Origin of the sequence: Burkholderia sp. MSMB1588 (genome assembly GCF_001546925.1) — a bacterium.
GTDB classification, from domain to species: domain Bacteria; phylum Pseudomonadota; class Gammaproteobacteria; order Burkholderiales; family Burkholderiaceae; genus Burkholderia; species Burkholderia humptydooensis.
Genome location: NZ_LNJS01000001.1, coordinates 860,528 through 885,573, shown reverse-complemented (window position 1 = coordinate 885,573; position 25,046 = coordinate 860,528). Strand labels below are relative to the sequence as shown.

The window sequence follows — 25,046 nt, the reverse complement described above, 5'->3', positions numbered from 1 at the left end:
CCGCTCAGGACTCGACGTCCTCGAGGCTGAAGATCTCGGTCTGGTCGTTGTACGAGAAGATCTCGCCGTAACGGCCCCAGTCGATCACCGCGTCGAGCGTTTCCTCGGCCGCGCCGTCCGACAGGAAGTCCTCGAGCTCCTGCTCGAAGCGCACGCGCGGCGCGCGGTGCCCGGGCCGCTCGTTCAGCACCTTCTTGATTCGCGCGGCAAGCGGCACGTGGCGCAGCAGATGCTCGGCGAACATCATCTTGCGCTCCTGCGTGCCGAATTCGGCGAACACGCGCCCCGGCGGCGTCAGGAACACGTCGCCCTCGCGCACGTCGGCGAAGCCCAGGTACTGCAACACTTCGGCGATCGGGAACAGATCGTCGACCTCGAGATGCAGCGTGCGCGCGATTTCCGGCATGTCCGCGCGGCCGTGGTACGGCGGCGCGGCGAGCGTCTCGATGAGACCCGCCATCAGGTTCGTCGACACCTGCGGCAGCCAACTGCCGAGCTCGAGCCCCTTCTTCGTCGCCTCGCCGACCTGGCGCGCGGTCATCTTCGCGTAGATGTCGTCGACCAGGCGCCGGAACGCGGGGTCGAGCCGGTTGCGCGGATGCTTGAACGGCACCTTGATCTCGGCGATCACGCGGCCCGGATTCGACGACAGCACGAGAATCCGGTCGCACATGAACACCGCCTCCTCGATGTTGTGCGTGACGATCAGCACCGATTTGATCGGCATCCGGCCCTGCGTCCACAGATCGAGCAGGTCGGTGCGCAGCGTCTCGGCCGTCAGCACGTCGAGCGCGGAGAACGGCTCGTCCATCAGGAGCAGCGTCGGATCGACGACGAGCGCGCGCGCAAAGCCGACGCGCTGGCGCATGCCGCCCGACAGCTCGCGCGGATACGCGTTCTCGAAGCCGTCGAGACCGATCAGGTCGATCGCGGCGAGCGCGCGCTCGCGCCGCTCGCGCGCGCCGACGCCGAGCGCCTCGAGCCCCGCCTCGACATTCTGCAGCACGGTGAGCCACGGAAACAGCGCGAAGGTCTGGAACACCATCGCGACGCCCGCGGCCGGGCCGGAGAGCGGCTTGCCGAGATAGCTGACCTCGCCGCCCGTCGGCTCGATCAGCCCGGCGATGATGCGCAGGAGCGTCGATTTTCCGGAGCCCGAGCGGCCGAGCAGGCCGACGATCTCGCCTTCGCGCAGCGACAGGTTCGCGCCGTCGAGCACGAGCAGCTCGCCCTGCGTCTTGTTGAAGCCGCGGCTCACGTTCTCGACGCGCAGGATTTCCTCGCCGACCCGCGGCGGCACGGGCGGCGTGTGGACGGGGGCGTTGACAGCATTCGGGTTTTGCATCGCGTTTCGCTCTCGGTCGGTCTCAATCGGCTGACATCAGTCTCAAATCAGTCTCAATCGAGACGCAGCTTCGCTTCGGCGTACGCGTACAGCGGACGCCACAACAGGCGGTTGAACAAGGTGACGAACAGGGACATCACGGCGATGCCCAGGATGATCTTCGGGTAGTCGCCCGCGGCCGTCGTCTGTGCGATGTACGCGCCGAGGCCGTGCGCCTGGATCCTGGTGTCGCCCCACTGGACGAGCTCCGACACGATGCTCGCGTTCCACGCGCCGCCCGACGCGGTGATCGCGCCCGTCACGTAGTACGGAAAGATGCCGGGCAGGATCGCCTGCCGCCACCACTGCCAGCCGCGGATGCGGAAATTGGTGGCCGCTTCGCGATAGTCGTTCGGATAGGCGGTCGCGCCCGCGATCACGTTGAACAGGATATACCACTGGGTGCCGAGCACGATGAGGGGCGACAGCCAGATGTCCGCGTTCAGGCGATAGCGCGCGATCACGATCACGAACACCGGGAACAGCAGGTTCGCCGGGAACGCCGCGAGGAACTGCGCGAGCGGCTGCACCTTCTCGGCGATCGCGGGCCGCAGGCCGATCCACACGCCGATCGGCACCCAGACGACGGACGCGAGCGCGATCAGGAGCACCACGCGCAGCAGCGTGATGAGCCCCAGCACGAATACGTGGCCCACCTCGGCCATCGTCACGCCGGTCGACACGAAGCCGACCACGCGCCACACGACATAGGCCGTGCCGGCCAGCACGAGAATCGCCCACACGATATCGGCGGCGAACGACGCCTTCTTCTCGACCCGCGGCAACGTGAAGCGCACCGCTCCGGACAACGGCAGGCGCAACGGAATCCGCGCGGCCTTCGCGAAGAACCAGCCGGCCGGCACCAGCAGTTGGTGGATCAGGCGCGTGCGGCGCACGAGGTCGAGCAGCCACGACTCGGGCGCGTTGCCGGAGCTGGTGGTTTCCATCCGGAACTTGTCGGCCCAGGCGACGAGCGGGCGGAACAGCAGTTGGTCGTACGCGAGGATCACGACCGTCATCGCGAGAATCACCCAGCCGACCGCGCCGAGATTCTTCTCGGCGATCGCCTGCGCAAGATAAGCGCCGATGCCGGGCAGCGTGATCGTGTGATTGCCGACCGTGATCGCCTCGGACGCGACGACGAAGAACCAGCCGCCCGACATCGACATCATCATGTTCCAGATGAGGCCCGGCATCGAGAACGGCACTTCGAGCTTCCAGAACCGCTGCCAGGACGTCAGATGGAAGCCGCGCGAGACCTCGTCGAGATCGCGCGGCACCGTGCGCAGCGACTGGTAGAAGCTGAACGTCATGTTCCACGCCTGGCTCGTGAAGATCGCGAAGATCGCGGCGAGCTCGGCGCCCAGCACGCGGCTCGGGAAGAGCGCGAGGAAGAACGTGACCGTAAACGAGATGTAGCCGAGCACGGGCACCGATTGCAGGATGTCGAGGATCGGCACGAGCACGATCCCCGCGCGGCGGCTCTTCGCGGCAAGCGTGCCGTAGACGAGCGTGAACGCGAGCGACGCGACCATCGCCGCGAGCATCCGCAGCGTCGTGCGCAGCGCGTACTCGGGCAGGTTCGCCGGATCGAGCGAAATTTTCTGCGTCTCGAGCGTCGCGATCGGCGCCATCGTCTCGTGAAAGCCGATCGCCGCCATCGCGATCACGCAGATGATGAGCGGGAACGCAACGAAATCCCAGCGGTTCGGCAGGACGCGCCACGCGGATGCGTTGGCGGTCCGGTTCGGATCGAAGAATCCGAGATCCATCAGGCGCCCTCCCCGGCAAGGCCGTGCGAAACGATAAATGAGGCCAGAAAGCGAATGTGACTCATGGCAAGGCGCGCTTACGCGGTAAATCGTTTTAACTGCAAGTGCCGCGAAAGCCGCGGCGCACCCGGCCGCCGGCATTTCGCTCGCGAAGCGGGGATCGCCCGGCCTCGCGACGGCAAGACACTACTACATCCTGTATTTCAGGCACAACCTTCCGGACGACGAACGATGGAATTCCGGCCCGGCCGCGAGCGCATCGTGTCTGGAACGGGCGCGCGGCGGGCGCATCTGCGGGGTGCGGCGGTGCGCCGGCCGGCCGCTGCTGCGCCGCAACGCCGAATTATGCCGCGATCCGGCCCCGCCGTGAACCCGCGTTCGCGCAAGCGCCGCGCGCCCGCAGGCGAGGCTTTCGTCGACGAATGGACACGCCGATGCGGGTATGATCGGTATTTGCCCCGAGCGGGGCCGATGGTCAATCAGGAGGAGTGAATGGCAGGAAATCTGGTTATCGTGTGCCGGGACCAGGACGCCGACGCGTTCGATCAACTGATGCAGGAGTATGGCTCGTTCCAGACGCGGCTGTCGTCGACGGCCTGGTATCTGAACATGAACATCGTGCCCGAGACGCTGCAGGAGGACATCCTCGAGCGTCTCGGCAAGTACACGACGCTTTACATCTTCGAGGCGACGAGCGTCACCTACAACACGATCGACAGCAACGCCGCCGAGACGCTCAGCACGCTCTTCGGCGAGTGACCCGCGGCACGCCGGCGCGCGCGCGCCGGGCGCCGCGATTCCCGCGATTCCCGCGCCGCCCGTGCTGCGGCGCGTCAGGACGCCTCAGCCTGCGGTTCCGTCTTCGGCACGACGTCGAACGCAAACGTCATCGCGACCCGCAGGCCCCCTTCTTCCCGGTTGCCGATCTCGCATGTGCCGCCCGTGCGCTGCACGAGCCGCTCGACGATCGCGAGCCCGAGGCCGCTGTGGCCGTTGCCGCCGCGCGCCGGATCGAGCCGCACGAACGGGCGCGTCGCGTCCGCGAGATCGCGCGGCGCGATGCCCTTGCCGTGATCGCTGACGGTGAGCGTGTAGCCCGTTGCGGTGCGCGCGGTCGCGATCACGACGGGCGGCGCGCCGTATGCGTGCGCATTGTCGAGCAGGTTCGACAGCACCCGGTCGAGCGTCGCCGTCGGCAGGCGAAAGCCCGGCCCCGCCGCGAGCTCGGTCCGCACGGTCGGCGCGTTCGGCGACACCGCGCGGTACGTGCGCGCGATCCGCTCGCACGCCTGGTCGACCGGCACGGCCTCGCTGCGGTCGGCGTCGCCGTGCGCGAACACGAGGAATTGATCGACGATGTGCGTCATCGAATCGACGTCGCGCACGACGCCGTCGCGCAGCCGCGCGTCGTCCATCATCTCGGCGCGCAGCCGCATCCGCGCGAGCGGCGTGCGCAGGTCGTGCGCGACGCCCGCGAGCATCACCGCGCGGTCGTTCTCCGCACGCGACACCTGCTTGACCATCTGATTGAAGCCGTGCGTGAGCTGGCGCAGCTCGCGCGGCCCGCGCTCGGGCAGCGGCGGCACCGCCATCCCGCGGCCGAAGCGCGCGACCGCGCGCGCGAGCGAGCTGAGCGGCTGCTGCAACTGCCACGCGGCGAAGAGCGCCGCCATCACTGCGGCCGAGAAGATCATCACGAGCCAGAGCACCATCCGGTCGAGCGAGCGCGGCGGCCGCAGCGGCTGAACCGGCACGACGATCCAGTCGCGGTCGGTCGGCTGCCTGACCCACAGCACGGGCGGATGGCCCGGCCTGCCGATGCGCACCTGCGTGCCGGCCGGCAGGCGCTCGCGCAGGTCGTCGGCGAAGCGCTTGAGCGGGGGCGGCAGATCCGGGTTCGCAGCCGGCACGTCGCCGCTGCCCGGCGCAACGAGCCGCACCCGCGACGGCAGCGGCTGGTCGGGCGAGCGCTCCGCGTGCTGGCGCACCGCGTCGACGAGGAACGCCGCCTCCTCGACCGCGTAGCGCGTCTGGAACTGGTTGCGCTCGAGCCGGATCGCGAAGTACCAGGCGAAGTGCGACAGCAGCAGCACGCAGACGACGAGGAGCGCGAGCCGCCCGAACAGCGAATCAATGGGCTTGCGCATGAGCCTCGCCGTTCGGCACGAACACGTAGCCGCGCCCGCGCACCGTCTGGATGAAGCGCGGCGTCGACGGATCGGTTTCGAGAATCCGGCGCAGGCGCCAGACCTGCACGTCGATCCCGCGGTCGGTGCCGTCGTACTCGGGGCCGTGCAGCAGTTCGAGCAGGCGCTCGCGGGTCAGCGTGCGCAGCGCATGGTTGACGAAGATCTTCAAGAGCGCGAATTCGCTGCTCGACAGCGTCGCCGGCTTGCTGTCGACCGACAGCGTGCGCGCCTGGAAGTCGAGCACGAAGCGGCCGAACGCGTACGGCTCGCGCTGCTCGGGCGCCGCCGCCGACGGCGTCGCGCGACGGCGGCGCAGCACCGCCTGCGCGCGCGCGAGCAGCTCGCGCGGGTTGAACGGCTTGCCGAGATAATCGTCCGCGCCGAGCTCGAGGCCGACGATCCGGTCGACGTCGTCCGCGCGCGCGGTCAGCATGATCACCGGGATGTCGTCGCCCGCCGCGCGCAGTTGGCGCAGCGCGGTGAGGCCGTCGACGCCCGGCATCATCAGGTCGAGCACGATGAGATCGGGGCGCTCGCGTTCGAGGCGCTTTTCGAGCGAGGCGGCGTCGTGCAGCACCGACACCTCGATGCCCTGCCGCACGAGGTAGTCGCGCAGCAGGTCGCGCAGTTCTTGGTCGTCGTCGACGATGAGGATCTGTGTAGTCATGGCGTGAAGTTTACCGTGCGGGTTCTCGGGGCTGAGCGAAACAAATCCCTGAAAGGGTTACTGCGGATTACCGCGCAAGCAGAGTGTAATGCGCGGTAATCGCGGCGGCGGCGCGCGTAACACGGGGGCGGGAGCGCTTGGCTACGCTGCGCATTACCGGATGCCGCCTCACGCCGGGGCGCGAACGCCCAGGCGCCGAGCCGGCCGCAGCACCGGATTTTTCAATACAGGAGTTGCTCAATGTATAAGAAGACTTCCCGCCTCGCCATCGCCGCCGCCGTGCTCGCCCTGTCGTTCAGCGCCGTCTCGCGCGCCGCGCCGCCCGACATGCCGCCGCCGGGCGGCCCGGGCGAGCATCATCATAGGGAAGGCGGCCCGTTCATGATGATGCAGCGAATCCACGACAAGCTGAACCTGAGCGCCGCGCAGGAGCAGCAATGGCAGGCCGCCGTCAATACGATGAAGCAGAACCGCGACGCGATGCGCAAGAGCCACGACGCGCTGCGCCAGCAGTTCCAGACCCAGCAGAACCAGCCGATCCTCGATCTGAACGCGCTGCACGCGGCGCGCCAGCAGGCCGAGCAGCAGAACGCGCAGTTGCGCGAGCAGACGGCTTCCGCGTGGCTCGCGTTCTATAACGGCCTGAACGACCAGCAGAAGACGACGGTCAGCACCGCGCTCAAGCAGCAATTCGCGAAGATGGACGAGCGTCGCGCGAAGATGCACGAGCGCTGGGAGCAGCGGCGCGCGGCGAAGGGCGCGTCGGCGCCTGCGCCGCAGCAGTGACGCCGGGCGGTGGGCGAGCGGCGCGGCCGGGCAGCGCCGCGACCCGACGCTCGTCCGGTCGCAGTGTTTTCACGTCGACGCGGCCCCGCCCGCCGCGTCACGCAAGATCGAACAGCAACACCTCCGCGTGCTCGCCGCGCTCGAACACGACGGTCTCGATTCCGGCAATCCGCGCGCCGTCGCCCGCCGCGAGCGCCTCGCCGTTCACCGCCACGCTGCCGCGCGCGACGTGCACGTACGCGCGCCGGCCGGCCGGCAGCGCGAACTCGGCGCGCTCGTCGCCGTCGATGAGGCCCGCGTAGATCGACGCGTCCGAGCGCACCGACACCGCCCCGTCGCGCCCGTCGGGCGACGCGACGAGCCTCAGCCGGCCGCGCTTGTCGGCGTCGGCGAAGCGCGCTTCCTGGTAGCCGGGCCGGCCGCCCGGCTCGGTCGGCAGCAGCCAGATCTGCAGCAGATGCAGCGTCGCGTCCCGCGACGCGTTGTATTCGCTGTGCACGATCCCCGTGCCCGCGCTCATCCGCTGCACGTCGCCCGCTCGGACGATCGAGCCGTTGCCCATGCTGTCGCGGTGCGCGAGCGCGCCTTCGAGCACGTACGTGACGATCTCCATGTCGCGATGCGGATGCATGCCGAAGCCGCGCGTCGGCGCGATACGATCGTCGTTCAGCACGCGCAGCGCGCCGAAATGCACGTGCTCGGGATCGCGATAGTCGGCAAACGAAAAGCTGTGATAGGTATCGAGCCAGCCATGATCTGCATGGCCGCGGTCGCCCGCGCGGCGGATCTCGAACATGGCGCTTCCCCCTGAGAAATATCGACAGCCTCGAATGTAGAGGTCGCGCACGCCTGCAACAATCCGGCGCGAATGCACCGGTTCGTTGCGCCGATCCGCGCAATCGTCCACACGATTCGCGCACTATTCGCACACGACGCCGCGCCGACGAGCGAAGCGATGCCGACGCGCGGCACGCTCGCTTGCATCGTTTCTGCTGGGCCGCGGCCGGCGTTCGGGTAAAATACCGCGCTTTTGGCCGCCGTCGACGGTGCCTGGCCCGTTGGGCAAGCCGCGCCGACATCGACGAACGCGAATTTTGGCCACCTAGAATACGCCCGGCGCACGCATGCCCGGGCGAATCCGGCCGCGCGGCCGGGGAAGTCAGGAAGAGGAACGACATGAAGAAGCTCGCCTTGTGCGCGGCCCTCGCCCTTGCGGCGGGCGGCGCCTTCGCGAAGGAATGGAAGACCGTGCGGATCGGCGTCGACGCCAGCTATCCGCCGTTCGAATCGACCGCGCCGAGCGGCGAGATCGTCGGATTCGACGTCGATCTCGCGAAGGAAGTCTGCAAGCGGATCAACGCGAAGTGCGTCTGGACGCCGCAGGATCTCGACGGAATCATCCCCGCGCTGAAGGCGAAAAAGTTCGACGTGATCGTGTCATCGCTGACCGTCACCGACAAGCGCCGCGAGCAGATCGATTTCTCCGACAAGCTGTACGACGCGCCCGCGCGCATGATCGCGAAGGCGGGCTCGCCGCTCGCGCCGACCATCGAGTCGCTGAAGGGCAAGCGCGTCGGCGTCGAGCAGGGCTCGACCCAGGAGACCTTCGCGAAGGCGCACTGGGAGCCGAAGGGCGTGACGATCGTGTCGTACCAGAACCAGGATCAGGTGTACGCCGATCTCGGCTCGGGCCGCCTCGACGCGACGCTGCAAGACGAGTTGCAGGCCGACTACGGCTTCCTGCGCACGCCGCGCGGCAAGGGCTTCGCATGGGCGGGCCCGGCCGTGAAGGACCCGAAGACGCTCGGCGACGGCACCGCGATGGGGCTGCGCAAGGACGACGCGGACCTGAAGGACGCGATCAACCGCGCGCTCGCGTCAATGCACAAGGACGGCACGTACGACAGGCTGTCGCGCAAGTACTTCCCGTACAGCGTCTATTCGGCGAAGTAAGCGCCGGGCGGGCCACGCCGAGCGACCGGCGCGCGGCCCGCGCAGCACCAGCGGTCGACACCACGCGCCGCAATGCGCCGCCGCCCTGCCCGATCGCAGGCGACGGCGCGGCCCGCGAAAGCGGAGCGGCGATGATACGCACGGGGCGTTCCGCGCAACACGCGGGGCGCGTCTTTCGCGGCGCGCACGACGCGCCGTCAAGGACTACATATGTTTCTTCAAGGCTACGGCCCGCTGATATTCTCCGGCACCTGGCAGACCGTCAAGCTCTCGGTGCTGTCGCTCGCGCTGTCGTTCCTGCTCGGCCTCGTCGGCGCGGCGGCGAAGCTGTCGAGGAACCGCGTCTCGAACGGGATCGGCACGCTCTACACGACGCTCATCCGCGGCGTGCCGGACCTCGTGCTGATGCTGCTCCTCTTCTACAGCCTGCAGATCTGGCTCAACCAGCTCACCGACGTGATGAACTGGGATCAGATCGACATCGATCCGTTCGCGGCCGGCGTGCTCGTGCTCGGCTTCATCTACGGCGCGTACTTCACCGAGACGTTCCGCGGCGCGTTCCTGTCGGTGCCGCGCGGCCAGCTCGAGGCGGGCAGCGCATACGGGATGACGAACTGGCAGGTGTTCGCGCGGATCATGTTCCCGCAGATGATGCGCTTCGCGCTGCCCGGCATCGGCAACAACTGGCAGGTGCTCGTGAAATCGACGGCGCTCGTGTCGATCATCGGTCTCGCCGACGTCGTGAAGGCGTCGCAGGACGCGGGCAAGGGCACGCTGCGGTTCTTCTTCTTCACGCTGCTCGCGGGCGCGATCTATCTCGCGATCACGACGATCTCGAACTTCGTGCTGATGTGGCTCGAGAAGCGTTATTCGACGGGCGTACGCAAGGCTGACCTATGATCGAGCTGATCCAAGAATACTGGCGCAACTACCTGTATACGGACGGGTATCGCTTCACCGGCCTCGCGATCACGATGTGGCTGCTCGTCGTGTCGATCGGGATCGGCTTCTGCCTGTCGGTGCCGCTCGCGGTCGCGCGCGTGTCGAAGAGGAAGTGGCTCGCGGGCGCCGTCTGGCTCTACACGTACGTGTTCCGCGGCACGCCGCTCTACGTGCAGCTTCTCCTCTGCTACACGGGCCTCTACAGCCTGCAGGCCGTGCGCGGCACGCCGATGCTCGACGCGTTCTTCCGCGACGGGATGAACTGCACGCTGCTCGCGTTCACGCTGAACACCTGCGCGTACACGACCGAAATCTTCGCGGGCGCGATCAAGTCGACGTCGTACGGCGAGATCGAGGCGGCCCGCGCCTACGGGATGTCGACCTTCACGCTGTATCGCCGGATCGTGCTGCCGTCGGCGCTGCGCCGCGCGCTGCCGCTCTACAGCAACGAAGTGATCCTGATGCTGCACGCGACGACGGTCGCGTTCACGGCGACCGTGCCCGATATCCTGAAGATCGCGCGCGACGTCAATTCGGCGACCTACATGTCGTTCCATGCATTCGGCATCGCCGCCCTCCTCTACCTCGCGATCTCGTTCACGCTCGTGTGGCTGTTCCGCCGCGCCGAGCGCCGCTGGCTCGCGTATCTGCGCCCGCAAGGCAAATGAGTTTCGCCCGGACATGCCTCAGATGAACACCCAGATGCACAAGCTCTTCGTCGACGATCTCCACAAGCGCTACGACAACAACGAAGTTTTGAAGGGCGTCTCGCTGCGCGCGAACGCGGGCGACGTGATCAGCGTGATCGGCTCGTCCGGCTCGGGCAAGAGCACGATGCTACGCTGCATCAACTTCCTCGAGCAGCCCAACGCGGGCCGCATCTTCGTCGACGGCGAGGAAGTGCGCACCGCGCAGGACAAGACGGGCGCGCTCAAGGCCGCCGATTCGAAGCAGCTCCAGCGCGTGCGCACGAAGCTCGCGATGGTGTTCCAGCACTTCAATCTGTGGTCGCACATGAACGTGCTGGAGAACGTGATGGAAGCGCCCGTGCACGTGCTGGGGATTTCGAGGCGGGAGGCGGAGGAGCGCGCGCGCGAATATCTGGAGAAGGTCGGTCTCGCGCCGCGGGTGGAGAAGCAGTATCCGTCGCATTTGTCGGGCGGCCAGCAGCAGCGCGTCGCGATTGCGCGTGCGCTGGCGATGCACCCGGACGTGATGCTGTTCGACGAGCCGACGTCGGCGCTCGATCCGGAGCTGGTCGGCGAAGTGCTGAAGGTGATGCAGAAGCTCGCGGAGGAAGGGCGGACGATGATCGTCGTCACGCACGAGATGGGCTTTGCGCGCAACGTGTCGAATCACGTGATGTTTCTGCACCAGGGTCGCGTCGAGGAGGAAGGCGCGCCTGCCGAGGTGTTCGGCGGCACGAAGAGCGAGCGCCTGAAGCAGTTCCTGTCGGGCAGCCTCAAGTAAGCCATCGGGCGCCGGTGCGGGCGCCGTCGCATCGTCGAACCACGTTCGCGGGCGCTTCGCTCGCGAGCCGGTAGCGTACCCATTGCGCTCCACGTCCGCGCCGATCGCCTCATGGAAACGAATCGCGGGCTCGTTCCAGTCGAGCACACTCCATTCGAAGCGCCCGCAGCGAAGCGGCACGCGCGTGCGCTCCGCCTGCCGCCGTTTTTCATTACGGATTCCTGACACAACCGACGCAAACGCGCCTACCCGCACGATTTCCCAGCGTCAATAGTGGCAATCCTTGATCCACCTCGCCCGATTCCGTGCGTGCCTTGCCCATCAAGGCATCCGACCGTTTCCGCGAAGGCCGTCCGGCACGGCTTCGCGCATGTTTATGGCAATTTGGCGACACGTGCTAGTCAAACAACGATTTTCGTCGCCACAAAAGTGTATTTTTGCTAAATTAGTAACCAAAGTAGCAAAACGAAAGTCATGAAATGTAGTTTTACTTCATGACGGCAGGAGACCCCGGCAAGCCGTCACCGGCCACACGGGCCCGCAAAACGGTACTCCCGTCCGCTCGCTCACGTGCTTCGCCGAACCGGCTGCACGCGGTCTCTCTGGTTATCCCAATTTTGTCCGGCACACGAAGCCGGACATCTTGCGCAGTTCTGGGTTGACTTTTTGACAGGGTATGGAGGAGATGATGAAGAAAGTTATGCTCGCGGCGGTACTGGCGACTGCCGGAGTGGCGGCTCACGCTCAAAGCAGCGTGACGCTGTACGGCCGTCTGGACGCCGGCATCGAATACATGAACGGCCTGCCGAGCGCGAACGGCGGCAGCACGAGCCGCTGGCGCGCGGAAAGCGGCAACTGGGGCACGAGTCTCTGGGGCTTGAAGGGCTCCGAGGACATCGGCGGCGGCAACAAGATCGTGTTCCAGTTGGAAGGCAGCTTCGACACGATGAACGGCAACGGCCCGGGCGCCGGCAGCATCTGGAATCGCTGGGCGACGGTCGGCATCTCCAACGACACGTACGGTACCCTGCTGCTCGGCCGCGAGCTCGCGATCGCGAACGGCGTGTGGGACTTCGATCCGTTCGGCCAGTCGTCGTGGTCGACGGCCTCGCTCGTGCGCGGCCGCAACTGGAACAAGACCAGCAACAACATTTCGTATCAATCGCCGAAGCTTTACGGCTTCGACGTCTACGGCCAGTACGCGCTGTCGAACGCGACGAACTGGAACGGCAACGGCTCGACGAGCCAGGGCCGCAGCGCGGGCCTGCAGCTCACCTACACGACGTCGCTCTTCCAGGTCCGCGGCCTCTATGACGAAGCGCGCGATCCGGCGAACGGCAAGCTCGACGACGTGTTCAACTACTCGCGCGAATATTTCGCCGGCGTGAACGTGTTCCTCGGCCAGTTCAAGATTCAGGCGGCATATCAGACGTCGCACGCCGACAGCGCGCCCGTCGTGAACAGCGGCATCACGTCGACGCAGCAAGTCTGGGGCGGCGTGACGTGGCAGGCAACGCCCGCCGCCGCGCTGATCGCGGCCGCCTATCACGTGAACGCGAACCACGGCGGCGGCAACGCGAACATCTTCACGGTCGGCGGCACGTACAACCTGTCGAAGCGCACGCTGCTCGACATGCAGGTCGCGACGGTTCGCAACAGCAAGACCGCGAACTTCGGCCTGAACGCGAACCCGGCCGGCACCGACATCTCGACCGGCAATCCGAAGTTCGGCGGCAGCCAGACGGGCGTGTACGCCGGCATCCAGCACCTGTTCTGATCACTCACGCCTGATCATTTGAACCGATAGTCTTTTCACGCTGCTGCGAGAGGCGCGTACCGGTGCGATACCCCTGGGTGTCGCACCGTTTTTTTATTCTTCGCGGCCTGCCTCAGACGGCCGCTTCGTTCTCCTCGCCCGTGCGAATCCGGATCACGCGCTCGACGTCCGACACGAAGATCTTGCCGTCGCCGATCTTGCCGGTGCGCGCGGCGCCGATCACCGCGTCGATCACCTGATCGACGAGATTGTTCGCAACCACCACTTCGATCTTCATCTTCGGCAGGAAATCGACCACGTACTCGGCGCCGCGGTAGAGCTCCGTGTGCCCCTTCTGGCGGCCGAAGCCCTTCACTTCCGTGACGGTGAGCCCCGTCAGGCCGACTTCGGCGAGCGCTTCGCGCACTTCGTCCAGCTTGAACGGCTTGATGATGGCGGTGATGCGTTTCATGATGTGCCCCTTGCTTCGAATGAGTAAAAATCGTCGGCCGATTCTACGCCGCGCGCCGCGTCAGTCGATGCTCTCGGTGAAGCGCGACGTGATCGGATAGCGCCAGTCGCGCCCGAACGCGCGGTGCGTGACGCGAATGCCGACGGGCGCCTGCCGGCGCTTGTACTCGTTGATCTTGATGAGCCGCGTGACGCGCTTCACGTCCGCCTCCGAATAGCCCGCCGCGACGATCTCCGAAAGCGGCCGGTCCTCCTCCATGTACATCCGCATGATCGCGTCGAGCACGTCGTACGGGGGCAGGCTGTCCTGGTCGGTCTGGTTCTCGCGCAGCTCGGCCGACGGCGCGCGCGTGAGGATCCGCTCGGGAATGATGCCGAGCGCGCCATATTCGGCCGCCGCGTTGCGGTAATGGCAGAGCCGGTAGACGAGCGTCTTCGCGATGTCCTTGATCACCGCGAAGCCGCCCGCCATGTCGCCGTACAGCGTGCAATAGCCGACCGCCATCTCGCTCTTGTTGCCCGTCGTCAGCACAATCGAGCCGAACTTGTTCGACAGCGCCATCAGCAGCGTGCCGCGGATGCGCGCCTGGATGTTCTCCTCGGTCGCGTCTTCCGCGCGGCCCGTGAATTCGCCCGCGAGCGACGCGCGGAACGCGTCGAACATCGGCGCGATCGCGATCTCGTCGTAGCGCACGCCGACGCGCGCCGCCATGTCGGCCGCGTCGGTCGTCGAGATGTCGGCCGTGTAGCGCGACGGCATCATCACCGCGCGCACGCGCTCGGCGCCGAGCGCGTCGACGGCGACCGCGAGCACGAGCGCCGAATCGACGCCGCCCGACAGCCCGATGATCGCGCCCGGGAAGCCGTTCTTGCCGATGTAGTCGCGCACGCCGAGCACGAGCGCGCGATACACCTGCGCCTCGACGGACAGCGCCGGCGCGATAGCGGCGGGCAGCGGGTGCGCGCCGTCGAACTCGACGATCGCGTTGCCTTCCTCGAACTGCGGCATCTTCGCGACGAGTTCGCCCGCGCCGTCGAGCACGAACGAGCCGCCGTCGAACACGAGCTCGTCCTGGCCGCCGACGAGGTTCACGTAGACCATCGGCAGGCCCGTTTCGCGAATCCGCGCGCGCAGGATATCGATGCGCACCGTGTCCTTGTTCATGTGATACGGCGAGCCGTTCGGCACGATCAGCACCTGCGCGCCCGCCGCCTTCGCGAGTTGCGCGGCCGACGCGTGCCACACGTCCTCGCAGATCACGACGCCGAACGTCACGCCGTTCAATTCGAACACGTACGGCGCGGCGTCGGTCGCGAAATAGCGCTTCTCGTCGAACACCTCGGTGTTCGGCAAGTCCTGCTTCCGGTACGTGCCGGCCACCTCGCCGCCCACGATCAGCGACGCCGCGTTGTAGGTGTCGGCGGGCGCGGCGCCGCGCTCGATCGGGCGGTTTGCATTACCATCGGCGCTTGGCGCGCTTGGCGCGCCTGCGTCGCCCGCGCGCAGCGGATGGCCGACGAGCACCGCGAGCCCGGCGAGCGGCTTCAATTGCGCGGCGAGCTCGTCGAGCGCCGCGTCGGACGCCGCGTAGAACGCGGGGCGCAGCAGCAGATCCTCGGGCGGGTAGCCTGACAGCGCGAGCTCCGGCGCGATCAGGAGCTGCGCGCCGGCATCGTGCGCGGCTTGCGCGGCGGCGACGATCTTGGCGGCGTTGCCGGTGAAATCGCCGACGGTGACGTTGAGTTGGGCGAGTGCGATACGGGTCTTCATCACGGGATCAGCGCGGCCTCCTCGGGCCGTGGCGCGAACGCCTTGGATCAAACGCACGGCCGGGGCGGCGCGGCAACACGCGCGACCGGCCCGCCGTGCAAACGGGTACGAACGAAACGGATTCGAATCGTTGAAACACGAACGTTACGATTATCGCATGGGCATCCTCACGTCTGCCCTCGACGCAAGCGCCGCCGAGTGGGACGCGCTCGTCGCGCGCGCGCCGCGCCCGACGCCCTTCCTGAAGCACGCGTTCCTGAGCGCGCTGCACCGCGCGGGCTGCGCGGTCGACGACACCGGCTGGGCGCCGCGCTTCGTCACGCTCGCGGACGGCGCGACGGGCGCGCTCGTCGCGGCCGCGCCCGTCTATGCGAAGCGCCATTCGTATGGCGAATACGTGTTCGACTGGGCGTGGGCCGACGCGTACCAGCGCAACGGGCTGCCGTACTACCCGAAGCTGCTGTGCGCGGTGCCGTTCACGCCCGTGCAGGGCAGCCGCCTGCTCGCCGTCGACGACGACGCGCGCCGCCAGCTCGCCGCCACGCTCGTCGCGCTCGCCGAGCAGAGCGACGTGTCGTCGCTGCACGTGCTGTTTCCGACCGGCGAAGAGGCGCGCACGCTCGCCGACATGGGGATGATGCTGCGCGAAGGCGTGCAGTTCCACTGGCTGAACGACGGCTATCGCGACTTCGACGCGTTCCTCGGCACGCTCGAGCAGAAGAAGCGCAAGAACATCCGCGCGGAGCGCCGCAAGGTCGCGGACGCGGGCGTCACGTTGCGCCGCGTGCGCGGCGAGGACGCGACCGACGCCGACTGGCGCTTCTTCGCGCGCTGCTACCGGCAGACGTACCGCGAGCACTTTTCGAGCCCGTATCTGAATCTCGAATTCTTCCGCGAGATCGGCGCGACAATGCCGGAGAACCTGCTGCTCGTGATCGCCGAGCGCGAAGGACGGCCGATCGCGAGCGCGCTCGCCGTCTACCAGCGCGGCGCGTCGGGGGGCGGCGTGCTGTACGGCCGCTACTGGGGCGCGCTCGAACACGTGCCCTGCCTGCATTTCGAGACCGCGTACTACCAGTTGCTCGAATTCTGCATCGACGAGCGGCTCGACGCGTTCGAAGGCGGCGCGCAGGGCGAGCACAAGCTCGCACGCGGCTTCATGCCGACCGTCACGCACTCCGCGCACTGGCTCGCGCATCCGGCGTTCGCCGATGCGGTCGGGCGCTTCCTCGCGCAGGAGACGAACCAGATTCACGCGTATGTCGACGAACTGCACGAGCACAATCCGTTCAGGGACGGCGGGCGCTGACCCAACCCGCTGACCCAACCCGCCGACCAAGCCTTGACGCCCCGGCGCCGAACCCGCGATCGGGCGCGGCGGCAGGACCGGACTACAGACGCGCGCCGCTCAACGACACCGGCTGCGACAGCGCATTCGGATCGCGCGACGACGCGGCGACGCTCAGCCGATAGCTGCCCGCGTTCAAGCGCCACGCGTGCGCGCCCGCATCCCAGGTCGCGAAGCGTTTCGCCGGAATCGTGACGGCGACGCGCTGCGCCTGCCCCGGCTGCAGCGCGACCTTCGCCCAGCCGACGAGCCGCTGCGGCGGCTCGCCGAGCCCGGCGGGCAGCGCCGCATAGACTTGCGCGGCCTCCGCGCCCGCGCGCGCGCCGGTGTTCGTCACCGTGAAGCCGACCGTCACGCTGCCGGACGCGTCCGCCTGCGCGCTCATCCCCGAGTAGGCGAACGTCGTGTACGACAGCCCGAAGCCGAACGGAAAGAGCGGCTGAACGTGCTTCGCGTCATACCAGCGATAGCCGATCATCAGCCCTTCGCCGTACACAGTGCGCTGGCTCGCCGGATCGATCTCGGGCTGCGGCAGATCCGCCTCCTTCTGCGGGAACGTGACCGGCAGCTTGCCGGACGGGTTCGCATCGCCGAACAGCAGATCCGCGATCGCCTCGCCGCCCTTCACGCCCGGATACCACGCCTCCAGCACGCCGTGCACGTTCGCGAGCCACGGCATCAGTACCGGGCTGCCGCTCTCGAGCACGACGACCACCCGCTTCGCCTTCGCCGCGACCGCCGCGATCAGCGCGTTCTGGTCGTATTGCTGGTTGTACGGATCGGCCGCGGCGTCGGGCAGCGACAGGCTCGGCAGATCGAGCCCCTCGGTCTGCCATTGCGTCGCGAACACGATCGCGACGTCGGCCTGCGCGGCCGCGTTGGCCGCCGCGTTCGCATCGGCGCCGTCAAGGTAGCTGACCGCCGCGTGCGGCGCCTTCGCGCGGATCGCCGCGAGCGGCGCCGATTTGTACCAGGTCGCGCAGCCGCCGAACAGCATGCCCGCCGGCTGCCGGCAGCGCGTCACCGCATTGCCGTCGATCGCGGGCGCGGCGCCCGAGCCGCCGCCCGACAGCACCCCCGCGTCCGCGTGGCCGCCGATCACGACGACCGACGCGAGCGATGCGGCCGCGAGCGGCAGCACCGGCCGCGCATCGCCCGCCGCGGCCGCGTTCTTCAGCAGCACCGCGGACTGCCGCGCGATCGCGAGCGCGTCGGCGTTGCCGGCCGCTTCGTCGATCGCGCCGCCCGGCTTCGGCGGATCGTCCATCACGCCGATCCGGATCAGCGTGCGCAGCTTGCGCCGCACCATGTCGTCGAGCCGCGCGACGGACACCGTGCCCGCGTCGAGCGCCGCACGCAGCTTCGCATTGAAGTACGAGCCGAGCGGCGCGTCGTTGTCGTCGGCCGCGCCGGGCTCCTCTTCGTCGAGCCCCGCCAGCACGGAGGCGACTGTCGAGTGCGCCGCGCCCCAGTCGGACTGCACGACGCCCTTGAAGCCCCATTCGTTCTTCAGCACGGTCGTCAGCAGATACGGGTTCTCGCACGCGGCGATGCCGTTGACCTTGTTGTACGAGCACATCACATTGCCAGGCCGGCCGTCGAGAATGCCGATCTCGAACGCGAGCAGCTCGGTCTCGCGCATCGTCCGCTCGTCAACGACCGAATCGTCGGTCGTGCGGTTCGTTTCCTGATCGTTGAACGCGAAGTGCTTGATCGTCGCGATCACCTTCTGCGATTGCGTGCCGTCCGTGCGCGCGGCGCTCATCACGCCCGCGAGCACCGGGTCCTCGCCCATGTATTCGAACGTGCGGCCGTTGCGCGGCTCGCGCGCGAGGTTGATCCCGCCGCCGAGCCCTTGCGCGAAGCCGAGCGCGCGCAGCTCGGCCGCGATGCGCACGCCGTACGCGCGCGCGAGCGCCGGGTCCCAGCTCGCCGCGAGCGCGACGCTCGCGGGCAGCGCGGTGATCCGCGCGTTCTTCACGTTGACGCCGCCCGCCGAATCCGCGCTGTTGACGGCCGGGATGCCGAGCCGCGGCACGCCGGGAATGTAGCTCGCGCCGTTCAGCGCATCGGCGGGAAACGGCCCGCCGATGTCGAAGGCCGGCATGCCCGTGCCGTGCACGAGCCGGATCTTCTCGTCGGTCGTCAGTTGCGCGACGAGCGCGGACGCCCGCGCGTCAGCGGCCGCCTCCGGATCGGCGGGGCGATTCACGTCGTCGCCGCCGCACGAAGCGAGCAGCACCGACAGCGCGATCGTCGACAGCCCAAACAGCGATTTTTCCATTGCTCCTCCAAGGGGGTTTCTGTTGTACTTACCAGCGCTCGACAGTCTATGAAGCCGCCGGCAGCGCGGTTTGACCGCAAGGAGCAGCGCTTGACCCATCGAGGCGGGGACAAACCCGATGGTCGCGACGACATGGAGAGAGACATGGAGTTACGGCAGAAATCCGTTTCCGCCCGCATCCACCGCGGGCTGTTCGACGCAGCCCGCGCGAACGGCTTCGACACGGCCCGCGTCGCCGATCTGCTCGGGCTCGCCGAAGCCGATCTCGACGAGCCGCACCGCCGCGTGCCGGGCGACCGGCACGTCGCGGCGATGCGGCTCGCGAGCGGCTGGACGCACGGCTGGCTGCGGCCGCCGCCCGATATCGTCCAGTGGCTCACGCCGTTTCCGGAATTCGCGGGCGTCGTCTGCAATGCCGCGACGCTGCGCGACGCGCTGCGGCAATACGCGGCGTATCGCCCGCTCGTCGGCGACGTCGACTGGCTGCTGCCCGCCGAGACCCGTGACGCGATCGCATTCGAATACGTGATCGAAGGCGACGGGCGGCGCGCGATCTGCGCGTTCGCGAACCTGGCGATCCTCGCGGCGCTCGCGCGGCTCTACGATCCCGCCGCGCAGATGCGCGAGCCCGAATTCACGGGCAGCGCGTTCGCGCCCGCTTCCACGCTCGCCGGCATGCTGCTCGCGCGCCCCGCGTTCGACGCGCCGCGCAACCGGATCGTGATCGCGTCGACGCGGCTCGACGCGCCGTTCGAGCGCTTCAACGGCGCGCTCGCCGCGATCCAGCGCCACGCGGCCGACGACGCGCGCGAACGGCTGCGCGCGCGAGTGTCGTTCGGCGCGGCGGTCGAGCGCTGCCTGCGCGACTGGCTGCGCGCGACGGGCGACGGCGACGCGCCGCCCGAGCGGCTGCTCGGGCACGTGTGCGAGCGCTTCGCGATCTCGCGCTGGACGCTGCGCCGGCGCCTGCATCACGAGGCGCTGACGTTCCACGCGCTCGTCACGCGCGCGCGTATCGGGGAGGCGGAGCGGCTGCTGCTGCACACGCGGCTGCCGATCGGCGAAATAGGCGCGCGGGTCGGCTTCGGCTCGACGAGCGCGTTCAGCCGCTTCTTCGCGCGCGAGCATGGCGCGGCGCCGAGCCGCTATCGCGAAGACCGCCGCGACAAATGGCATTGAGCCGCGCAATTTCTGCGACACTGGCGGCTTCGCGTCACGCCGCCCTTATATGTCCTGGTATCTGTATCTGATCGAATGCGCGGACGGCAGCGTCTACACCGGCATCACGACCGACGTCGCCGCCCGCTTCGACAAGCACGCGCAAGGCGTGGGCGCGCGCTACACACGCGCGCGCAAGCCGCGGGCGGTGCTCGCGTCGTTCGAGCTCGCCGATCGCTCGAGCGCGTCGCGCGCGGAATATTGGGTGAAGCGGCTCACCGCCGCGCAAAAGCGCGAGCTGGCGGCGGGCGCGCGCACGCTCGAGTCGGTGCTGCCGGTAGTGGCGGCGGTCGCGCCGGGCGACGCCGATGAAGATCGCGGCGCGGCTGCGGTGGCGACGACGGACGTGGAGGCGCATGACGCCGCGGGGCGCATGACGCTCGTCGACGCGGATCGAGCGGCGGGCATGTTGGATACGCCGGGTATGGCGACGCCGCGGTCTCGCCGCGATGCCGCTCGGGCCTCGCCCGAGACGCCCGATGCAGGCGCGCCGGCCGACACGCGTGATACGACGGAGCCAACGAAGCCTTCGGGCGCTTCCCACGGAGCAAAAACCATTCGCGCGACCGCATCCGCCGCGCCGCCGAGGCGCGCGCGCGCAAAACAAAACCGCGCGGCCTCGTGACGAGACACGCGCGGTTTCGCGTAACCGATGGGCGCCGCAGCGGGCACCCCCGGCTGCTTACTTCTTGAAGTTCGCGATGCCGTCGGTGATTTCCTTGTGCGCGGCGTCGATGCCGTCCCAGCCCTCGACCTTCACCCACTTGCCCTTCTCGAGCGCCTTGTACTGTTCGAAGAAGTGCTTGATCTGATCCTTCAGATACGCGGGCACGTCGTCGATCGACTTGATGTTCGCCGTCATCGGGCAGACCTTGTCGTGCGGCACCGCGACGAGCTTCGCGTCGACGCCCGATTCGTCGGTCATCTTCAGCATGCCGAGCGCGCGCGCGCGAACGACCGAGCCCGCGAGCAGCGGAAACGGCGTGATGACGAGCACGTCGACGGGGTCCCCGTCGCCCGACAGCGTCTGCGGAATGAAGCCGTAGTTCACCGGGTAGCGCATGCCGGTGCCGATGAAGCGGTCGACGACGAGGAGGCCGAGTTCCTTGTCGGCTTCGTACTTGACCGGCTCGCTTTGCGCCGGGATCTCGATGATCACGTTGAAGTCTTGCGGCAGATCCTTGCCGGCCGGAACATTGCTGAAGCTCATGAGCGTTCTCTGAAGTTCGGATGGGAATCGGGACGGATGGCGGCCTTGCGGGCGCCTCCGATGGAAAGCGCATTATAGCCAATCGCCCGATGGCGCTTGCGCCGCGTTCGGCCGATAATCGGGCGACGATCAGACAACGCGCGAACGGCCGGGAGCGGGCATGGAAGAAGCGAAGCACTTCATCGCGGGCGCATGGGCGGCGCCCGCGGGCGGCGAGACGATCGCCGTGATCGATCCGTCCGACGGCGAGCCGTTCGCGCGGCTCGCGCGCGGCACCGCGCCCGACGTCGACGCGGCCGTGCGCGCGGCCCGCGCGGCGTTCGACGGCCCGTGGGGCTCGGTCGGCGCGGCCGAGCGCGGGCGCGTGCTGTACCGGCTGTCGATGCTCGTCGCCGCGTGCCGCGAGGAGCTCGCGCTCATCGAGTCGCGCGACACCGGCAAGCCGCTCGCGCAGGCGCGCGCGGACGCCGACGCGCTCGCCCGCTACTTCGAGTTCTACGCGGGCGCGGCGGACAAGCTGCACGGGCAAACGCTGCCGTACCGCGACGGCTACACGGTGCTCACGCTGCGCGAGCCGCACGGCGTGACAGGCCACATCGTGCCGTGGAACTACCCGATGCAGATCCTCGGGCGCAGCGTCGGCGCGGCGCTCGCCGCGGGCAACGCGTGCGTCGTCAAGCCATCGGAGGACGCGTGCCTGTCGATCCTGCGCGTTGCGACGCTCGCCGCCGAAGCCGGGCTTCCCGCGGGCACGCTCAACGTCGTGACGGGCTACGGCCACGAGGCGGGCGCGGCGCTCGCGCGGCATCCGGGCGTCGACCACGTATCGTTCACCGGCTCGCCCGACACGGGCCGCCTCGTCGCGCAGATGGCGGCCGAGCACCACGCGAGCGCTACGCTCGAGCTCGGCGGCAAGTCGCCGCAGATCGTGTTCGCCGACGCGGACCTCGACGCCGCGCTGCCCGTGCTCGTGTCGGCGATCGTCCAGAACGCCGGCCAGACCTGCTCGGCCGGCAGCCGCGTGCTGATCGACAAGGCGGTCTACGAGCCGCTCGTCGAGCGGCTCGCAACCGCGTTCAACGGGCTGAAGGTCGGCCCCGGCCACGCCGATCTCGATTGCGGGCCGCTCATCAACGCGAAGCAGCAGCAACGCGTGTGGGACTTCCTGTCCGACGCGCAGCACGACGGCATCCCGATGGCCGCGCATGGCGAGGTCGTGCCGGACGCGCCCGAAACGGGCTTCTACCAGGCGCCCGCGCTGCTGCGCGACGTGCCGTACACGCACCGGCTCGCGCAGGAGGAGGTGTTCGGCCCGGTGCTCGCCGCGATGAAGTTCGCCGACGAGGACGAAGCGCTCGCGCTCGCGAACGGCACGCCCTACGGGCTCGTCGCCGGCATATGGACGCGCGACGGCGCGCGGCAGATGCGGCTCGCGCGCAAGCTGCGCGCGGGGCAGGTGTTCGTCAACAACTACGGCGCGGGCGGCGGCGTCGAGCTGCCGTTCGGCGGCACCGGCCGCTCCGGCTACGGCCGCGAGAAGGGTTTCGAGGCGCTGTACGGCTTCACCGTGCTCAAGACGATCGCGCTCAGACACGGCTGAGCCGGGCGGCGGCGCGCATGCGTGCCGCGGCGGCGTTCCGGCATTCGCATTCACAACAAGACTCAGGAGACAACCGATGCGGCTCAGCGGCAAGACGGCCGTCGTCACGGGCGCAGGCTCGGGCTTCGGCGAAGGCATTGCAAGAACGTTCGCGCGCGAAGGCGCGTGCGTCGTCGTCAACGATCTGAACGCGGCGGCGGCCGAGCGCGTCGCGAGCGAAATCGCGCTCTCGGGCGGCCGCGCGCTCGCCGTCGCGGGCGACGTGTCGCGCGGCGAAGACTGGCATGCGCTGCGCGGCGCCGCGCTCGACGCGTTCGGCAGCGTGCAGGTCGTCGTCAACAACGCCGGCACCACGCACCGCAACAAGCCGGTGCTCGACATCACCGAAGCCGAATACGACCGCGTGTACGCGGTCAACATGAAGAGCCTCTTCTGGAGCGTGCAGACGTTCGTCCCGTATTTCCGCGGCGCGGGCGGCGGCGCGTTCGTCAACATCGCGTCGACGGCGGGCGTGCGGCCGCGCCCCGGCCTCGTCTGGTACAACAGCACGAAGGGCGCGATGATCACCGCGAGCAAGACGCTCGCCGTCGAGCTCGGAGCCGACCGGATCCGCGTGAACTGCGTGAACCCGGTGCTCGGCGAGACCGGCCTCACGAGCGAGTTCATGGGCGTGCCCGACACGCCGGAGAACCGCGCGCGCTTCGTCGCGACGATCCCGCTCGGCCGGCTGTCGACGCCGCAGGACATCGCGAACGCGGCGCTCTATCTCGCGTCCGACGAAGCCGCGTTCGTCACCGGCGTGTGCGTCGAAGTCGACGGCGGCCGCTGCGTCTGAACGCCGCGCGCCGGCCAACCGTACAGCCAAACAACCGGACGACACACAAGAGGAGACGATCATGGCCAGCACCATGCCCGCGACCACGCCGAACGCGCCGCCCGCCTTCGAGGCGGCCACCTATCGCAAGGTTTCGTGGCGGCTCGCGCCGCTGTTGCTGCTCTGCTACGTGGTCGCGTATCTCGACCGCGTCAACGTCGGCTTCGCGAAGCTGCAGATGGCGGCCGACCTGCACCTGTCCGACGCGGTCTACGGCCTCGGCGCCGGGATCTTCTTCGTCGGCTATTTTCTGTTCGAAGTGCCGAGCAACGTGATCCTGCACAAGGTGGGCGCACGCATATGGATCGCGCGGATCATGGTCACGTGGGGCATCATCTCGGCGCTGACGATGTTCGTGTCGACGCCTGCGATGTTCTACACGATGCGCTTTCTGCTCGGCGTCGCGGAAGCCGGCTTCTTCCCCGGCGTGATCCTCTACCTGACCTACTGGTATCCGGCGCACCGCCGCGGCCGCATGACGACGCTCTTCATGACGGCCGTCGCGCTGTCGGGCGTCGTCGGCGGGCCGATCTCCGGCTACATCCTGAAGACGTTCGACGGCGCGAACGGCTGGCACGGCTGGCAGTGGCTGTTCCTGCTCGAAGGCGTGCCGTCGGTGCTCGTCGGCATCCTGCTGCTGTTCGCGCTCGACGACCGGATCGCGAAGGCGAAATGGCTCGACGACGACGAAAAGGCGCTGCTGTCGCGCAACATCGCAGCCGAAGAGGCGCGCAAGGAGGACCTGCCGCTTTCCGTCGTGTTCACGAGCCCGCGCGTCTGGCTGATGGGCCTCATCTACTTCTCGTTCGTGATGGGGCTCTACGGCGTCGGCTTCTGGCTGCCGACGATCATCAAATCGACGGGCGTGACCGACGCGTTCGCGATCGGCCTTTTGTCCGCCGTGCCGTACGCGGCGGCCGTCGTCGCGATGCTCGCGATCGCGCACAGCGCGGACCGCCGCCGCGAGCGGCGCTGGCACCTCGCGATTCCCGCGGCGGCGGGCGCGCTCGGGCTCGTGCTGTCGGTCGCCTGGGCGCACGACACGGCGCTCGCGATGCTCGGCCTGACGCTCGGGACGATAGGCATCCTGACGACGCTGCCGCTCTTCTGGAGCCTGCCGACCGCGTTCCTCGGCGGCACGGCCGCCGCCGCGGGCATCGCGATCATCAATTCGGTCGGCAACCTCGCGGGCTTCCTGAGCCCCTACCTCGTCGGCTGGCTCAGGCAGGCGACCGCGTCGAACGACGCGGGAATGTACATGCTCGCCGGGTTCCTCGTGCTGGGCGGTCTGCTCACGCTGTCGGTGCCTAAATCGCTCGTCGACGTCTGATTCGACGCTCGATCCTCGGTA

Annotated in this window: 22 protein-coding genes; 13 read left to right on the top strand and 9 right to left on the bottom strand. The window is 68.4% G+C overall.

Annotation, left to right across the window (positions count from 1 at the left end; genetic code table 11):
* Window positions 1–4 precede the first annotated feature (4 nt).
* Both WS92_RS15770 and WS92_RS15765 read right to left on the bottom strand, forming a co-directional pair.
* On the bottom strand, window positions 5–1,345 hold the full coding sequence (locus WS92_RS15770) for an ABC transporter ATP-binding protein (RefSeq protein ID WP_006024933.1): 1,341 nt from the start codon (window positions 1,343–1,345) through the stop codon (window positions 5–7).
* A 53-nt stretch (window positions 1,346–1,398) separates the two neighbouring features.
* Complete coding sequence (locus tag WS92_RS15765; protein ID WP_006024932.1) at window positions 1,399–3,156, bottom strand: ABC transporter permease; 1,758 nt, start codon at window positions 3,154–3,156, stop codon at window positions 1,399–1,401.
* Between the two features lie 492 nt (window positions 3,157–3,648).
* On the opposite strand from WS92_RS15765, the gene WS92_RS15760 reads away from it, so the two are divergent.
* Complete coding sequence (locus tag WS92_RS15760; protein ID WP_006024930.1) at window positions 3,649–3,915, top strand: double-stranded DNA-specific endonuclease; 267 nt, start codon at window positions 3,649–3,651, stop codon at window positions 3,913–3,915.
* Between the two features lie 74 nt (window positions 3,916–3,989).
* Here the strand turns inward: WS92_RS15760 and WS92_RS15755 are convergent, their stop codons facing one another.
* Window positions 3,990–5,303: an ATP-binding protein gene (locus WS92_RS15755; RefSeq protein ID WP_015602027.1), complete on the bottom strand. Its 1,314-nt coding sequence runs from the start codon at window positions 5,301–5,303 to the stop codon at window positions 3,990–3,992.
* Window positions 5,287–6,012, bottom strand: a complete 726-nt coding sequence (locus WS92_RS15750; RefSeq protein WP_006024928.1) for a response regulator — start codon at window positions 6,010–6,012, stop codon at window positions 5,287–5,289. Before WS92_RS15750 ends, WS92_RS15755 begins: the two co-directional genes overlap by 17 nt.
* Before the next feature lie 240 nt (window positions 6,013–6,252).
* Between WS92_RS15750 and WS92_RS15745 the strand changes: the two genes are divergently transcribed.
* Window positions 6,253–6,798 (top strand): Spy/CpxP family protein refolding chaperone, encoded by a 546-nt coding sequence (locus WS92_RS15745; RefSeq protein WP_009916750.1) that lies wholly within the window; start codon window positions 6,253–6,255, stop codon window positions 6,796–6,798.
* A gap of 97 nt (window positions 6,799–6,895) precedes the next feature.
* Here WS92_RS15745 and WS92_RS15740 read toward each other — a convergent pair whose 3' ends face one another.
* Window positions 6,896–7,594, bottom strand: a complete 699-nt coding sequence (locus WS92_RS15740) for a pirin family protein (RefSeq protein ID WP_009916748.1) — start codon at window positions 7,592–7,594, stop codon at window positions 6,896–6,898.
* Between the two features lie 380 nt (window positions 7,595–7,974).
* Here WS92_RS15740 and WS92_RS15730 point away from each other — a divergent pair, with 380 nt between their 5' ends.
* The 5 genes from WS92_RS15730 (at window position 7,975) to WS92_RS15710 (ending at window position 12,940) form a co-directional block, all read left to right on the top strand.
* Window positions 7,975–8,751 carry an ABC transporter substrate-binding protein gene (locus WS92_RS15730; RefSeq protein ID WP_006024925.1) on the top strand — a complete coding sequence of 259 codons (777 nt, stop codon included), beginning with the start codon at window positions 7,975–7,977 and terminating at the stop codon, window positions 8,749–8,751.
* 210 nt (window positions 8,752–8,961) lie between these two features.
* Complete coding sequence (gene hisQ / locus WS92_RS15725; RefSeq protein ID WP_006024924.1) at window positions 8,962–9,651, top strand: ABC transporter permease; 690 nt, start codon at window positions 8,962–8,964, stop codon at window positions 9,649–9,651.
* Complete coding sequence (locus WS92_RS15720) at window positions 9,648–10,361, top strand: ABC transporter permease (RefSeq protein ID WP_006024923.1); 714 nt, start codon at window positions 9,648–9,650, stop codon at window positions 10,359–10,361. Before hisQ ends, WS92_RS15720 begins: the two co-directional genes overlap by 4 nt.
* A gap of 22 nt (window positions 10,362–10,383) precedes the next feature.
* Entirely contained in the window at window positions 10,384–11,163 is a 780-nt protein-coding gene (locus tag WS92_RS15715) for an ABC transporter ATP-binding protein (RefSeq protein WP_059932172.1), read from the top strand.
* A gap of 688 nt (window positions 11,164–11,851) precedes the next feature.
* On the top strand, window positions 11,852–12,940 hold the full coding sequence (locus WS92_RS15710; protein WP_009911629.1) for a porin: 1,089 nt from the start codon (window positions 11,852–11,854) through the stop codon (window positions 12,938–12,940).
* Between the two features lie 112 nt (window positions 12,941–13,052).
* Here the strand turns inward: WS92_RS15710 and WS92_RS15705 are convergent, their stop codons facing one another.
* Window positions 13,053–13,391 (bottom strand): P-II family nitrogen regulator, encoded by a 339-nt coding sequence (locus WS92_RS15705; protein WP_004193987.1) that lies wholly within the window; start codon window positions 13,389–13,391, stop codon window positions 13,053–13,055.
* A gap of 60 nt (window positions 13,392–13,451) precedes the next feature.
* The gene (locus WS92_RS15700) at window positions 13,452–15,161 is read right to left on the bottom strand and encodes an NAD+ synthase (protein WP_059932170.1); all 1,710 of its coding nucleotides are present in this window, start codon (window positions 15,159–15,161) and stop codon (window positions 13,452–13,454) included.
* A gap of 130 nt (window positions 15,162–15,291) precedes the next feature.
* Between WS92_RS15700 and WS92_RS15695 the strand changes: the two genes are divergently transcribed.
* A complete protein-coding gene (locus WS92_RS15695) occupies window positions 15,292–16,470 on the top strand; it encodes a GNAT family N-acetyltransferase (protein WP_059932168.1) in 1,179 nt (392 codons plus the stop codon).
* A gap of 82 nt (window positions 16,471–16,552) precedes the next feature.
* On the opposite strand, the gene WS92_RS15690 is transcribed toward WS92_RS15695, so the two are convergent.
* Complete coding sequence (locus WS92_RS15690; RefSeq protein ID WP_059932166.1) at window positions 16,553–18,793, bottom strand: glycoside hydrolase family 3 protein; 2,241 nt, start codon at window positions 18,791–18,793, stop codon at window positions 16,553–16,555.
* Between the two features lie 144 nt (window positions 18,794–18,937).
* Between WS92_RS15690 and WS92_RS36125 the strand changes: the two genes are divergently transcribed.
* Both WS92_RS36125 and WS92_RS15680 read left to right on the top strand, forming a co-directional pair.
* A complete protein-coding gene (locus tag WS92_RS36125; protein WP_059932164.1) occupies window positions 18,938–19,972 on the top strand; it encodes a helix-turn-helix transcriptional regulator in 1,035 nt (344 codons plus the stop codon).
* A gap of 49 nt (window positions 19,973–20,021) precedes the next feature.
* A complete protein-coding gene (locus tag WS92_RS15680) occupies window positions 20,022–20,636 on the top strand; it encodes a GIY-YIG nuclease family protein (protein ID WP_015600850.1) in 615 nt (204 codons plus the stop codon).
* 57 nt (window positions 20,637–20,693) lie between these two features.
* Here the strand turns inward: WS92_RS15680 and ppa are convergent, their stop codons facing one another.
* Window positions 20,694–21,221: an inorganic diphosphatase gene (ppa, locus tag WS92_RS15675; RefSeq protein ID WP_006024915.1), complete on the bottom strand. Its 528-nt coding sequence runs from the start codon at window positions 21,219–21,221 to the stop codon at window positions 20,694–20,696.
* Between the two features lie 160 nt (window positions 21,222–21,381).
* Between ppa and WS92_RS15670 the strand changes: the two genes are divergently transcribed.
* From WS92_RS15670 to WS92_RS15660, 3 genes are all read left to right on the top strand, one after another.
* Window positions 21,382–22,821: an aldehyde dehydrogenase family protein gene (locus tag WS92_RS15670; RefSeq protein ID WP_059932162.1), complete on the top strand. Its 1,440-nt coding sequence runs from the start codon at window positions 21,382–21,384 to the stop codon at window positions 22,819–22,821.
* Between the two features lie 76 nt (window positions 22,822–22,897).
* Window positions 22,898–23,656 (top strand): SDR family oxidoreductase, encoded by a 759-nt coding sequence (locus tag WS92_RS15665; RefSeq protein WP_006024913.1) that lies wholly within the window; start codon window positions 22,898–22,900, stop codon window positions 23,654–23,656.
* Between the two features lie 61 nt (window positions 23,657–23,717).
* Complete coding sequence (locus WS92_RS15660; RefSeq protein WP_059932161.1) at window positions 23,718–25,025, top strand: MFS transporter; 1,308 nt, start codon at window positions 23,718–23,720, stop codon at window positions 25,023–25,025.
* Window positions 25,026–25,046: the final 21 nt, after the last annotated feature.

Excerpts from the sequence above, each read along its gene's own strand:
- WS92_RS15670 (WP_059932162.1), top strand. The coding sequence starts at position 21,382 with ATGGAAGAAGCGAAGCACTTCATCGCGGGCGCATGGGCGGCGCCCGCG.
- WS92_RS15700 (WP_059932170.1), bottom strand. The coding sequence starts at position 15,161 with ATGAAGACCCGTATCGCACTCGCCCAACTCAACGTCACCGTCGGCGAT.
- WS92_RS15690 (WP_059932166.1), bottom strand. The coding sequence starts at position 18,793 with ATGGAAAAATCGCTGTTTGGGCTGTCGACGATCGCGCTGTCGGTGCTG.
- WS92_RS15745 (WP_009916750.1), top strand. The coding sequence starts at position 6,253 with ATGTATAAGAAGACTTCCCGCCTCGCCATCGCCGCCGCCGTGCTCGCC.
- WS92_RS15730 (WP_006024925.1), top strand. The coding sequence starts at position 7,975 with ATGAAGAAGCTCGCCTTGTGCGCGGCCCTCGCCCTTGCGGCGGGCGGC.
- ppa (WP_006024915.1), bottom strand. The coding sequence starts at position 21,221 with ATGAGCTTCAGCAATGTTCCGGCCGGCAAGGATCTGCCGCAAGACTTC.
- WS92_RS15665 (WP_006024913.1), top strand. The coding sequence starts at position 22,898 with ATGCGGCTCAGCGGCAAGACGGCCGTCGTCACGGGCGCAGGCTCGGGC.
- WS92_RS15770 (WP_006024933.1), bottom strand. The coding sequence starts at position 1,345 with ATGCAAAACCCGAATGCTGTCAACGCCCCCGTCCACACGCCGCCCGTG.
- WS92_RS15660 (WP_059932161.1), top strand. The coding sequence starts at position 23,718 with ATGGCCAGCACCATGCCCGCGACCACGCCGAACGCGCCGCCCGCCTTC.
- WS92_RS15755 (WP_015602027.1), bottom strand. The coding sequence starts at position 5,303 with ATGCGCAAGCCCATTGATTCGCTGTTCGGGCGGCTCGCGCTCCTCGTC.
- WS92_RS15765 (WP_006024932.1), bottom strand. The coding sequence starts at position 3,156 with ATGGATCTCGGATTCTTCGATCCGAACCGGACCGCCAACGCATCCGCG.
- WS92_RS15740 (WP_009916748.1), bottom strand. The coding sequence starts at position 7,594 with ATGTTCGAGATCCGCCGCGCGGGCGACCGCGGCCATGCAGATCATGGC.
- WS92_RS15680 (WP_015600850.1), top strand. The coding sequence starts at position 20,022 with ATGTCCTGGTATCTGTATCTGATCGAATGCGCGGACGGCAGCGTCTAC.
- WS92_RS15720 (WP_006024923.1), top strand. The coding sequence starts at position 9,648 with ATGATCGAGCTGATCCAAGAATACTGGCGCAACTACCTGTATACGGAC.
- WS92_RS15760 (WP_006024930.1), top strand. The coding sequence starts at position 3,649 with ATGGCAGGAAATCTGGTTATCGTGTGCCGGGACCAGGACGCCGACGCG.
- WS92_RS15750 (WP_006024928.1), bottom strand. The coding sequence starts at position 6,012 with ATGACTACACAGATCCTCATCGTCGACGACGACCAAGAACTGCGCGAC.
- WS92_RS15705 (WP_004193987.1), bottom strand. The coding sequence starts at position 13,391 with ATGAAACGCATCACCGCCATCATCAAGCCGTTCAAGCTGGACGAAGTG.
- WS92_RS15710 (WP_009911629.1), top strand. The coding sequence starts at position 11,852 with ATGAAGAAAGTTATGCTCGCGGCGGTACTGGCGACTGCCGGAGTGGCG.
- hisQ (WP_006024924.1), top strand. The coding sequence starts at position 8,962 with ATGTTTCTTCAAGGCTACGGCCCGCTGATATTCTCCGGCACCTGGCAG.
- WS92_RS36125 (WP_059932164.1), top strand. The coding sequence starts at position 18,938 with ATGGAGTTACGGCAGAAATCCGTTTCCGCCCGCATCCACCGCGGGCTG.
- WS92_RS15715 (WP_059932172.1), top strand. The coding sequence starts at position 10,384 with ATGAACACCCAGATGCACAAGCTCTTCGTCGACGATCTCCACAAGCGC.